The 12092-nt window shown below is 65.1% G+C and carries 8 protein-coding genes; 5 read left to right on the top strand and 3 right to left on the bottom strand.

The genetic code is table 11. The features are described 5' to 3' along the window. Positions 1–1338 (bottom strand): MFS transporter, encoded by a 1338-nt coding sequence (locus tag AC5Y5W_RS09610; RefSeq protein WP_500010456.1) that lies wholly within the window; start codon positions 1336–1338, stop codon positions 1–3. Between the two features lie 206 nt (positions 1339–1544). Here AC5Y5W_RS09610 and AC5Y5W_RS09605 point away from each other — a divergent pair, with 206 nt between their 5' ends. The 5 genes from AC5Y5W_RS09605 (at position 1545) to AC5Y5W_RS09585 (ending at position 10085) form a co-directional block, all read left to right on the top strand. Further along, the gene (locus AC5Y5W_RS09605) at positions 1545–2312 is read left to right on the top strand and encodes an LppX_LprAFG lipoprotein (RefSeq protein WP_500010392.1); all 768 of its coding nucleotides are present in this window, start codon (positions 1545–1547) and stop codon (positions 2310–2312) included. A gap of 183 nt (positions 2313–2495) precedes the next feature. Next, a complete protein-coding gene (ssb, locus tag AC5Y5W_RS09600) occupies positions 2496–2924 on the top strand; it encodes a single-stranded DNA-binding protein (RefSeq protein ID WP_500010391.1) in 429 nt (142 codons plus the stop codon). A gap of 72 nt (positions 2925–2996) precedes the next feature. Then, the gene (gene ettA / locus AC5Y5W_RS09595; RefSeq protein WP_500010390.1) at positions 2997–4673 is read left to right on the top strand and encodes an energy-dependent translational throttle protein EttA; all 1677 of its coding nucleotides are present in this window, start codon (positions 2997–2999) and stop codon (positions 4671–4673) included. Between the two features lie 49 nt (positions 4674–4722). Then, positions 4723–9675 (top strand): NAD-glutamate dehydrogenase, encoded by a 4953-nt coding sequence (locus AC5Y5W_RS09590; RefSeq protein WP_500010389.1) that lies wholly within the window; start codon positions 4723–4725, stop codon positions 9673–9675. Then, the gene (locus AC5Y5W_RS09585) at positions 9672–10085 is read left to right on the top strand and encodes an acyl-CoA thioesterase (RefSeq protein ID WP_499884408.1); all 414 of its coding nucleotides are present in this window, start codon (positions 9672–9674) and stop codon (positions 10083–10085) included. Before AC5Y5W_RS09590 ends, AC5Y5W_RS09585 begins: the two co-directional genes overlap by 4 nt. Here AC5Y5W_RS09585 and AC5Y5W_RS09580 read toward each other — a convergent pair whose 3' ends face one another. Both AC5Y5W_RS09580 and AC5Y5W_RS09575 read right to left on the bottom strand, forming a co-directional pair. After that, positions 10086–11657, bottom strand: coding sequence for a glycoside hydrolase family 13 protein (locus AC5Y5W_RS09580; RefSeq protein ID WP_500010388.1), 1572 nt, complete (start codon positions 11655–11657; stop codon positions 10086–10088). It abuts the gene before it with no gap. Further along, positions 11657–12055 (bottom strand): globin, encoded by a 399-nt coding sequence (locus AC5Y5W_RS09575; protein ID WP_499884406.1) that lies wholly within the window; start codon positions 12053–12055, stop codon positions 11657–11659. The genes AC5Y5W_RS09580 and AC5Y5W_RS09575 overlap by 1 nt, the downstream gene beginning before the upstream one ends. Positions 12056–12092: the final 37 nt, after the last annotated feature.

Below are 12092 nucleotides of genomic sequence, written 5' to 3'. Positions count from 1 at the left end.
CTACTCCCGCAGCCCTGCCTCGACGATGGCGTGCGCCTCCTGCTCGGTCTTCACCGACGGTCCGGAACCGGGTAAGCGCTTACCGGCCACCTCCGGGGTAAACCACACCGCGACCACGCCCACCACACCCGCGGCCATCAGGATGTAGGCCGGCACCATCACTCTGCCGGTGCCGGATACCAGTGCCTCGGCGATCAGCGGGGTGGTACCGCCGAACGCCGATACCGAGATGTTGAACCCGATGGCCACCGCGAAGTTACGCACATTGGTGGGAAAGAGCGCCGGTAGCGTCGACGGCGTGACGCTGCTGAAGCACAGCAGCATCATCCCGATGAGCATCACCCCGATGAGCCTTTCCGCGTAGCCCGTGCCATGGCGGATCAGCAGGAATGCCGGGATCGAGGCCACGATGAGCAGGCCACACCCGGTCCACAGGATCGGTTTGCGGCCGATGCGGTCGGACAACTTTGCGACCGACACCACCGCCACCAGCATCATGACCAGCACCGCCACGATCATCAACAGTCCACTGCTGCCGCTGATGCGGCCGACTTGCTTGAAGTACGTGGGCAAATACCCGGTGAGCATGTAGTTGGTGACATTCTCCGCCAGCACCAACCCCATGACGATCAGCAGCGACTTCCGATGCTGCACGACCGTCTGCTCGAATTGCTGCCAGCCGCCCTTACCGGTCTCGCTCTCGCTCTCGCTCATCTGCTCGTAGGCCGGCGACTCCTCGATCCGCAACCGCATGAACAGCGCGACGAGGGCCAACGGGACGCCCAGCAGATATGGGATGCGCCAGCCCCAACTCGCCATGTCGGCGATGGACAGCTGCGTCTGCAAGCCCGTCACCACTGCCGCGCCCACTACATACCCGCTCAGCGTGCCCAGCGGCAGAAACCCGGCCAGCGTGCCGCGGCTGCGGTCCGGGGCGTGTTCGCTCACGTAGGTCATCGCGCCGACGTACTCGCCGCCGGTGGAGAAGCCCTGCAGGATTCGGGTGACGATGAGCAGGACCGGCGCCCAGATGCCGATGTTTTCGTAGCCGGGAAGCAAACCGGTCACCGTGGTGCCTACCGCCATCAGCGTGACTGTCATGACCAGGACCTTTTTGCGGCCAATCCGGTCACCGAGCGAACCGAAGACAACCCCGCCGAACGGCCGCACTGCGAACGCGGCCGCCAGGGTGCCGAAGGTGGCGATCAGACCAACTGCGCTGGAGCTGTCGGTGGGGTAGAACACCCGCGCGATCGTGGTGGCCAGGAAGCCGTAGATGCCGAAGTCGTACCACTCCATGAAATTGCCGATCGCGGTGCCGGCGATCGATCGGCGCATGGCCGCCGGATCAGAAACCCGGATCTCGTGGCGTGCCCACTTCCGGTGGTGAGTGTGTTCATCGCTGTCTCGTCGGCTTGTGGTAGCCACCGCAAGACGGTATATCACTCGCCCGGCTCGCCCAATTCCTCGACGTTCCAAGGCGAATACCGCCGCAACCAAAGCGGCCTGCGCTGGCGGCAGCGGTGCCCCCTACGATGTCTGGCATGTCCAGGCTTCTAGCCGTACCGGCCGTTGCAAGCGTCCTTGTTGCCCTTGTCGCCGGCTGCGCTCCCGCGTCCTCGCCGCCGCCGCCGTCGTCGTCAACGTCGTCGCCACCGTTGTCGTCGTCAGCGTCATCGTCGACTTCGCCCTCGAAGCAGGCCGACGAGCCGCTGCCGGACCCGGCGGCATTGCTCAAGGAGTCCAGCACGACCACCAAGGACCTCAAGAGCGTGCACGTGGTGCAATCTGTGGCCGGCAAAATTGCGGAGATGCCGGTCAAGAGGTTGGAGGGCGACCTGTCCAGGGAACCCGGTCCCGCGGCCAAGGGCAATGCCAAGATCACGATCATGGCCGCGGAAGTTGAGATCGCATTTGTCGAATTCGACAGCCGCCTGTATGTGGCGCTGCCCGGTGAGGGCTTCAAAGATTACGGGCCTACGTCCAACGTCTACGACGTAGCCGCAATGCTGAACCCGGACACTGGGCTGGCCAACATGATGTCCGATTTCATCGATCCCAAAGTCGAAGGCCGTGAAACCGTCGGCGGCCAGCAGACAATTCGGGTTTCCGGCAAGGTCACCGCGGACGCGGTGAACAAAATCGTGCCGCTGGGCACCACCAAGCGGATGTCAACCACTGTCTGGATCCAGGAAAGCGGAGACCACCAGCTCGTGCAGGCCATGTTCGGACCGAGCAAGGACGACTACATCGAGATGTTTTTCTCGAATTGGAACGTACCGGTCACTGTCGACAGGCCTGCGCTGGCGTGATCGCCGACTAGGCGTTTCGTCGCGGCGCCGTTGCTAGCGGAGCCTTATCCCCAGAAGGCAGTTTCTCCACAGCTGCCACCCATTGCGGAGGTTGATCCGGCCGGAGTGTCGCGCCGCCGGCGCTCAATGTGAGCAGCACCGGCGGGCACCGAAGCGACCGCCGCAATCCGGAAGGGATGAGCAATGTTCGAAACGCCGCTGACCGTAGTCGGGAACATCGTCAACGACCTACAACGCCGCCAGGTCGGCGACCAAGAGGTGATCAAGTTCCGCGTCGCGAGCAACTCGCGCCGACGGGGCCCCGACGGCACCTGGGAGCCCGGCAATTCACTATTCGTCACCGTCAACTGCTGGGGCCGGCTGGTCACCGGCGTGGGCGCGTCGCTGCGCAAGGGCTCGGCAGTGATCGTCGCCGGCCACGTGCACACCAGCGAGTACGAGGACAAAGAGGGCATCCGCCGGTCGTCGCTGGAAATGCGGGCCACAGCCGTCGGCCCCGATCTGTCCCGCTGCATCGCGCGGGTGGAAAAGACGGTTGCCGCAGAAACCGACGCGTCATCGCAGCCTGAGGCCGTGGCGGAAGTCGAGACCGGCCTGCCGCTATCGGCTTAGTCGGCGTTGCCGCAGCGTTGCCTAGGATGGGCCACGAGCACTTCCGAAAGACCAGAGAGGTAACACTGCTGCATGGCTGAGTTCATCTACACGATGAAAAAGGTCCGCAAGGCGCACGGCGACAAAGTCATCCTCGACGACGTCACACTGAGCTTTCTGCCCGGTGCCAAGATCGGTGTCGTGGGCCCCAACGGGGCCGGCAAGTCGAGCGTCTTGCGGATCATGGCCGGCCTGGACAAGCCCAACAACGGGGACGCTTTCCTGGCCACCGGCGCCACCGTCGGCATCCTGCAACAGGAGCCGCCGCTGAACGAGGAGAAGACCGTTCGCGGCAATGTCGAAGAAGGTCTCGGCGAACTGAAAATCAAGCTCGACCGGTTCAACGAGGTCGCCGAACTGATGGCCACCGACTACACCGACGAGCTGATGGAGGAGATGGGTCGGCTGCAAGAAGAGCTCGACCACGCCGGCGCCTGGGACATCGACTCCCAGCTCGAGCAGGCGATGGACGCGTTGCGCTGCCCGCCGCCCGATGAGCCGGTCACCCACCTGTCCGGCGGCGAGCGGCGTCGGGTCGCGTTGTGCAAGCTGCTGCTGTCCAAACCCGACCTGCTGCTGCTCGACGAGCCGACCAACCACCTGGACGCGGAAAGCGTGCAGTGGCTCGAGCAGCACCTGGCCAGCTACCCGGGGGCGATCCTGGCGGTCACCCACGACCGCTACTTCCTCGACAACGTCGCCGAATGGATCCTCGAACTCGACCGGGGCCGCGCGTACCCGTATGAGGGCAACTACTCCACCTATTTGGAGAAGAAGACCGAGCGGCTGGCGGTGCAGGGCCGCAAGGACGCCAAGCTGCAAAAGCGCCTGCAAGACGAGCTGGCCTGGGTGCGTTCCGGCGCCAAGGCACGGCAAGCCAAGAGCAAGGCGCGATTGCAGCGCTATGAGGAGATGGCCGCCGAGGCGGAAAAGACCCGCAAGCTCGACTTCGAGGAGATCCAGATCCCGCCCGGCCCGCGGTTGGGAAATGTGGTGGTCGAGGTCGAACACCTGGACAAGGGCTTCGAAGGGCGCCCGCTGATCAAGGATCTGTCGTTCACGCTGCCCCGCAACGGCATCGTCGGTGTCATCGGACCCAACGGGGTCGGCAAGACCACGCTGTTCAAGACCATCGTCGGCCTCGAACCACCCGACAGCGGCACCGTCAAGGTCGGCGAGACCGTCAAGATCAGCTACGTCGATCAGACTCGCGCCGGGATCGACCCCAAAAAGACCGTGTGGGAGGTCGTCTCCGATGGCCTCGACCACATCCAGGTCGGGCAAAGCGAGATCCCGTCGCGCGCCTATGTCTCCGCCTTCGGTTTCAAGGGACCCGACCAGCAGAAGCCGGCCGGGGTGCTGTCTGGTGGCGAACGCAACCGACTCAATTTGGCGCTGACGCTCAAAGAAGGCGGCAACCTGATCCTGCTCGACGAGCCCACCAACGACCTCGACGTCGAGACGTTGAGCTCGTTGGAGAACGCATTGGAGAAATTCCCCGGCTGCGCGGTGGTGATCTCACACGATCGCTGGTTTTTGGACCGCACCTGTACGCACATCTTGGCGTGGGAGGGCGACGCCGACAACGAGGCCAAGTGGTTCTGGTTCGAAGGCAACTTCGGTGCGTATGAAGAAAACAAGGTCGAACGACTCGGCGTGGAGGCCGCCCGTCCGCACAGAGTGACCCACCGCAGGCTCACTCGCGACTAGTGTCGGCGGCAGCAGCGCTGGTAGGCGTGCTGAGTCAGGAGCCGTCGGCATGACGATTGACCCAGGGGGACGACCGGAACATCCGGGCCCCGCCAATCGGGGCCATCCCCACCCCGGGCCTCCGGCACGTCCTGCACCGGCGTCAAAGCACGACTTCCAGCTGCCGGCCGGCTGGACCGAATTCGCCGGGGCGGACGACATTCCGTACTGGATTCCGAAGGCTTACACCGCTACCTACCGTGGCCCGCACGGCGACGCGCCCGACACCGACCGGCAGTTCGCTGATACCGCCGTTATCAACCGCGCCGCTGCCGGGGCGGTGACACCGGCGATGCTCAGCGCCCATTTCCGCCTGGCGCAGCACCGCCGCCCCGGCGACACTCGGGTGGCGGTCTATCCGGCCGACGACCGTGCGGGCATCGGCCCCGCGATGCAAGTGGTCACCGAGTACGGCGCCATGCTGATGGACTCCGTCGCGGTCCTGCTGCATCGGCTGGGGGTGGCTTATGTCGGCATCATGAATCCGGTATTCGCGGTGCGCCGCAACCCCTCTGGCGATCTGGTGAGCGTCGGACCGAACAGCGCCGGGCCCGCGCCGGGCGATGGCCACCAGATCACTGAGATGTGGATCCACGTGCAGCTCTCACCGTCGGCACACCGCAAAGCCCTCGCCGAGGCCGAACGACTGCTGCCCAACGTGATGGCCGACGTCCGCCAGGTCGCAGCCGATTCCACCGCGATGACCGCGACCCTCAACGGACTGGCCGACAACGTCGAAACCGACCGGGACGGACGCTTTTCGGGCCCGGACCGACGTGATGTCGCCGCCCTGTTGCGCTGGCTGGCTGACGGACACTTCATCCTGCTGGGTTACCAACGTGGCCCGGTGCTCGACGGGCAGGTGTCCGTCGACGAATCAGCGCGACTGGGCGTGCTGAGGCTGCGCAAGGCGTCGCGGCCCCGGCTGACCGAAGACAACAAGCTACTGGTGCTCGCCCAGGCGACCGCTCCCAGTTATGTGCGTTTCGGCGCCTACCCCTACATCGTCGTCATCCGGGAAAACAGCGGCAACCGCGTCGTCGAGCATCGGTTCGTCGGACTCTTCACCGTCGCCGCCATGAACGCCAACGTCTTGGAGATCCCGTTGATCGCCGGCCAGGTGCAAGAGGCGCTCGCGTTGTCCGAACGCGACCCCAGTCATCCGGGGCAACTGCTGCTCGACATCATCCAGACGGTGCCGCGTTCGGAGCTGTTCGCCCTGGACGCCCAACGGCTGCTAACGATGGCGAGGGCCGTCGTGGATCTCGGGTCGCGGCGACGGGCACTGCTGTTCCTGCGCGCCGATCGGCTCGGACAACTCGTGTCGTGTCTGGTTTATCTGCCGCGCGACCGCTACACCACTGCCGTCCGGCTGGAAATGCAGGACACCCTGGTCCGCGAATTCGGTGGCACCAGCCTGGAATATACCGCCCGGGTCAGCGAGGCGCCTTGGGCGCTAGTGCATTTCGTCGTCCGGCTGTCGGAAGCATCCGCTTCGTCGGGCGTCGACACCTCCGAGGCCAACCGCGTACGCATCCAGGGCCTGCTGACTGAGGCTACCCGCACATGGGGCGACCGGTTGCTCGGTGCTGTGCAAAGCGGCTCCATCGCGCAACGCGAGGCCGAACACTACGCGGCGGCTTTCCCGGAGGCATACAAACAGGCCGTCGCTCCCGCCGACGCCATCAAGGAGATCGCGGTCATCGAGTCGTTGAGCGACGATTCGGTCAAACTGGTGTTCTCCGATCACGACGACGGCGACGGGATCGCGCTGCTGACGTGGTATTTGGGCGGCAGGACAGCGTCTCTGAGCCGACTGCTGCCGATGCTGCAATCGATGGGCGTGGTGGTGCTCGAGGAGCGACCGTTCAGCGTCGCCCGTTCCGACGGATTGGAGGTGTGGATCTATCAATTCAAGATCTCGCCGCATCCCACTATCTCCCTGGCGTCAGAAGGGCCTGAGCGCGAAGCCGCCGCACAGCGATTCGCCGACGCGGTGACCGCGATCTGGCAGGGGCGCGTCGAGATCGACCGATTCAACGAGCTGGTGCTGCGCGCCGACCTCACCTGGCCGCAAGTCGTAGTGCTACGCAGCTACGCAAAGTATCTGCGGCAGGCCGGTTTCCCCTACAGCCAGCCACATATCGAATCGGTGCTCACCGAAAACCCGGACACCGCAGGGGCGCTGGTCGCGCTATTTGAGGCGTTGTTCGATCCGGACCCGTCCAGTTCGCCGAAGAGCCGGGATGCCCAATCCGCGGCCGCGACCGTCGCCGCGAACATCGACGCGCTGCAGAGCCTCGACACCGACCGCGTTCTGCGAGCGTTCGCCTCGCTGATTCAGGCAACGTTACGGACCAACTATTTCGTGACACAGCAGGGCTCGGCTCGAAGCCGAAACGTACTCGCGCTCAAGCTCGACGCCCAACTGATCGACGAGTTGCCGCTGCCTCGACCGAAGTTCGAGATTTTCGTCTACTCGCCGCGCGTCGAAGGCGTGCACCTTCGATTCGGTTACGTGGCACGCGGTGGGCTGCGCTGGTCGGACCGTCGAGACGACTTCCGAACCGAAATCCTGGGCCTGGTCAAGGCGCAGGCAGTGAAGAACGCCGTCATCGTCCCCGTCGGCGCCAAGGGTGGATTCGTCGTCAAACGGCCGCCGCTGCCCACCGGTGACCCCGCCGCACACCGAGACGCCAGCCGCGAGGAGGGCGTGGCCTGCTACAAACTGTTCATCTCGGGCCTGCTCGAGATCACAGACAACGTCGACCACACCACCGGTGAGGTCAGCGCCCCACCCGAGGTGGTGCGTCGCGACGGCGACGATGCCTACCTGGTGGTGGCCGCCGACAAAGGCACCGCCGCGTTCTCCGACATCGCCAACGACCTCGCCAAGTCGTACGGGTTCTGGCTAGGCGACGCGTTCGCCTCCGGCGGTTCGGTGGGATATGACCACAAGGCCATGGGCATCACCGCCCGTGGCGCGTGGGAGGCCGTCAAGCGCCATTTCCGGGAGATGGGCGTCGACACTCAAAGCGAAGACTTCACCGTGGCGGGGATCGGCGATATGAGCGGCGACGTGTTCGGCAACGGCATGCTGCTGTCCAAACACATTCGGTTGGTCGCCGCCTTCGACCACCGGCACATCTTCCTCGACCCCGATCCGGATGCCGCGGCTTCCTGGGAGGAACGCCGCCGGCTGTTCGAGCAGCCTCGCTCCAGCTGGGACGACTACGACACGTCGCTGATCAGCGAAGGCGGCGGGGTCCACAGCCGCGAACACAAAACCATCCCGATCAGCGATCAGGTCCGCTCCGCGCTGGGGATCGAGGACGACGTCAGCGAGATGGCACCGCCCAACCTGGTGCGCGCGATCCTCAAAGCGCCGGTGGACCTGCTCTACAACGGCGGTATCGGCACCTACATCAAGGCCGAAACCGAATCCGACTCCGATGTCGGCGACCGGGCCAACGATTTGGTACGAGTCAACGCGAACCAGCTGCGCGCCAAGGTCGTTGCCGAGGGCGGAAACCTCGGCGTCACCTCCCTTGGCCGGGTCGAGTTCGACCTGTGCGGCGGCCGGATCAACACCGACGCGATGGACAACTCAGCCGGTGTGGACTGCTCCGACCACGAGGTCAACATCAAGATCCTGGTCGACGCCGCGGTCACCGCCGGCAAGGTCAAGCCCGAGGAACGTACCGAGCTACTGGAGTCGATGACCGACGAAGTCGCCGACTTGGTGCTCGCCGACAACATCGACCAGAACGACCTGATGGGTACCAGCCGGGCCAATGCCGCCAGCTTGCTGCCGGTCCATGCCGACCAGATCAAATACCTTGTGGCAGAACGCGGCCTGAACCGCGAGCTCGAAGCCCTGCCGACGGAGAAGGAGATCCACCGGCGCGCCGAGGCCGGGCTCGGGCTCACCTCACCGGAACTGGCCACGCTGATGGCACATGTCAAGCTCGTGCTCAAAGACGAGTTGCTGGGCACCGACCTACCCGATCAGGAAGTGTTCGCTTCCTGGTTGCCGCAGTACTTTCCGGCGGTGCTGCGGGAGCGGTTGGGTGCCGAGATCCGTTCCCATCAGCTGCGCCGCGAGATCGTAACCACCCTGCTGATCAACGATTTGATCGACACCAGCGGCATCACCTATGCCTACCGCATCACCGAAGATGTTGGCGTGAGCCCGGTCGACGCGGTCCGCACCTATGTGGCGACCGATGCGATTTTCGGGGTGGGGGAGTTGTGGCGCCAGATCCGCGCGGCCGGCTTGTCCGTTTCACTGTCGGACCGCATGACGCTGGATACCCGCCGGCTGATCGACCGGTCCGGGCGTTGGCTGCTCAATTACCGGCCACAGCCGCTGGCAGTCGGCGCCGAGATCAACCGGTTCGCCAAGACAGTACGGGCGTTGGCGCCACGGATCTCGGAGTGGGTGCGCGGTGACGACAAAGCCATCGTCGAGAGGGAAGCCGCCGAATTCATCTCCCAGGGCGTCCCGGACGAGTTGGCCTACAGCGTTGCCACCGGTTTGTACCGTTACAGCCTGCTCGACATCATCGACATCGCGGACATCGACGACCGGGACGCCGCGGAGGTCGCCGACACCTACTTCGCGCTGATGGACCGCCTCGGTACCGACGGGCTGCTGACCGCGGTCTCTGAGCTGCCCCGGATAGACCGCTGGCATTCGTTGGCGCGCTTGGCTATTCGCGATGACATCTACGCCTCTTTGCGCGCTTTGTGTTTCGACGTGCTGGCTGTCGGCGAGCCGGACGAGAGCGCCGAAGAGAAGATCGGCGAATGGGAACACACCAGCGCGTCGCGAGTCGAGCGGGCACGTCGCACGCTCACCGAGATCTATGAAAGCGGTGACAAGGACCTGGCTACGCTGTCGGTGGCAGCACGTCAGATTCGGCGCATGACGCGCACTAGCGGACGGGGATCATCGGGGTGACCAATGGCTTTGTCGCACCTGTGCCGGTGCGGTGGTCGGACATCGACATGTACCAGCACATCAACCACGCCACCATGGTCACCATTCTCGAAGAGGCCCGCGTGCCGTTTCTGCGGGAACCCTTCGGTGCCGATATCACCACCATCGGTCTGCTGATCGCCGACGTGCGGGTCACCTACAAAGATCAGCTCCGACTGGCGGATTCGCCGCTGCAGGTGACCATGTGGGTGAAGCGGCTGAGAGCGGTGGACTTCACGGTCGGCTATGAGGTGCGGTCAGTCAACGCCGATCCGGCCGCCAAACCCGCGGTGGTGGCCGAAACACAGCTCGCCGCAGTCCACATCGACGAGCAGCGGCTGGTGCGGCTCACGCCGCACCATCGGGAGTACCTGCAGCGGTGGCAGCGGTAGCTACAACAGCCAGGCCGCAGCGTTCGACGGCAATTCACCGTCTGCGACGGGTGCGCTCGCGAACAGAATTTCACCCTCGGGCAGCCGTAGCGGCCGATTCCCGGCGTTGAGCACGCACACCAACTCGCCGCGGGTGAACATCAACGCACCGGGCGGCGCGGTCAGCCAGTCGATCCGGGAGCCTTTGAATTCCGCTCGGCGGCTGCGGAGTTCGAGCGCGCGCCGGAAGAACGCCAGCGTCGAGCCGGTATCGGCACGTTGCTTCTCGGCGGTCAGTGCCGCCCAGTCCGGTGGAATCGGCAGCCACGTGTCGGCAGCGGTCGAGAACCCGAATGGCGGTATGTCACCGTCCCACGGCATCGGAACGCGGCACCCGTCGCGGCCACGCTCGGTGTGCCCCGAGCGTTCCCACGTCGGGTCCTGCAGCACCTCATCGGGCAACTCCGCGTTCGGTAGTCCGAGCTCTTCCCCGTTGTAGATGAACACTGCGCCGGGCAGGGCAAGCATCACCATCGCCATCGCACGCGCCCGGGCCAGCCCGACCGCGCCGCCGCCGTAGCGGGTGACTTCCCGTTCGACGTCGTGGTTGGACAGTGTCCAAGTCGGGGTGGCATTTTCGATCGCCGCCGCGGCCAGCGAGTTCTCGATCGCGTCGCGGATGTCGGTGGCGTCGAAATGCGCCTGCACCAACCGGAAATTGAAGCCCAGGTGCAATTCGTCGGGGCGCAGATACTCTGCCCACCGGGCGTTGTCGTGGACCCACACCTCCCCGATGGTCACCGCGCCGGGATAGTCATCGATGACGGTGCGGATGTCGCGATGAATCGCATGCACATCCGGGTGGTTGAACCGGGGGTCGTCATCCTTGTTGCGCAACATCCGGCTCCGGTCGACGGCCGCCATGTCCGGCAGACCGGGCGGCTTGGCCATCCCGTGAGCGACGTCGATGCGGAAGCCGTCCACCCCGCGTTCCAGCCAGAACCGCAGCGTCTTCTCGAAATCGTCGAAGATCTCCGGGTTGTCCCAATTCAAGTCTGGCTGCTCGGCATCGAACAGGTGCAGATACCACTGGCCCGGATTGCCGTCGGGCTCGCTGACCCGGGTCCAGGCCGGACCGCCGAACACCGACTCCCAGTTGTTCGGCGGCTCCAGCCCGCCGGGGCCGCGGCCGTCGCGGAAGATGTAGCGTTCGCGCGCGTCGGTGCCGGGGCCAGCGGCCAGCGCGGCTTGGAACCACGGGTGCGCCGAACTGGTGTGGTTGGGCACCAGATCCATGGTGATCTTGATGTTCCGGTCGTGCGCCGCCGCGATCAGCCGCTCGAGGGCGGCCAGACCGCCGAACAACGGGTCGACGTCACGCGGATCGGCGACGTCATAGCCGTGGTCGGCCATCGGCGACACGGTGACCGGATTAATCCAGATCGCGTCGATGCCCAGCTGGGCGAGGTAGTCCAATCGGGCGGTCACCCCGTCGAGGTCGCCGACGCCGTCGCCGTCGCTGTCGGCGAACGAACGCGGATAGACCTGGTAAAACACCGCGTCGCGCCACCACGGCGCACTGTGACGACCCATCAGAACGCGGAGTTGACCAGTGAGTGCGCCGCCATCTGCAGGTAGTCCAGCAGCTCCTGGCGATGCTGGTCGTCCAAGGTCTGCGAGTCGATGGATGCGATCGCAGTGTGCATACACCGCAACCAGGCATCGCGTTCGATCGGCGTGATCCGGAACGGAACGTGGCGCATCCGCAGCCGCGGGTGGCCTCGCCGCTCGGAGTAGGTCCGCGGACCGCCCCAGTACTGCTCGAGGAACATCCGCAACCGCTCCTCGGCCCCGTCCAAGTCATCCTCGGGATAAAGCGGGCGCAGAATTTCGTCCTCGGCGACCAGCTCGTAGAAACGCGCGACGATGGCGTGGAAAGTCTCGGCGCCGCCGACGGCGTCATAGAACGACGGTTGTTGTAGCGGTTCCATCTCCTCCATTGTGGGGCATGACGCCGGTGGGCCACCG

The organism is Mycobacterium sp. NGS51 (assembly GCF_059812525.1).
Note: the sequence above shows the minus strand (reverse complement) of the source record. Positions and strands in the feature narration are given on the sequence as shown.

Bases quoted from the DNA above. Each gene is read 5' to 3' on its own strand.
- AC5Y5W_RS09610 (WP_500010456.1), bottom strand. From the start codon at position 1,338: ATGCGCCGATCGATCGCCGGCACCGCGATCGGCAATTTCATGGAGTGG.
- AC5Y5W_RS09605 (WP_500010392.1), top strand. From the start codon at position 1,545: ATGTCCAGGCTTCTAGCCGTACCGGCCGTTGCAAGCGTCCTTGTTGCC.
- ssb (WP_500010391.1), top strand. From the start codon at position 2,496: ATGTTCGAAACGCCGCTGACCGTAGTCGGGAACATCGTCAACGACCTA.
- ettA (WP_500010390.1), top strand. From the start codon at position 2,997: ATGGCTGAGTTCATCTACACGATGAAAAAGGTCCGCAAGGCGCACGGC.
- AC5Y5W_RS09590 (WP_500010389.1), top strand. From the start codon at position 4,723: ATGACGATTGACCCAGGGGGACGACCGGAACATCCGGGCCCCGCCAAT.
- AC5Y5W_RS09580 (WP_500010388.1), bottom strand. From the start codon at position 11,657: ATGGGTCGTCACAGTGCGCCGTGGTGGCGCGACGCGGTGTTTTACCAG.
- AC5Y5W_RS09575 (WP_499884406.1), bottom strand. From the start codon at position 12,055: ATGGAACCGCTACAACAACCGTCGTTCTATGACGCCGTCGGCGGCGCC.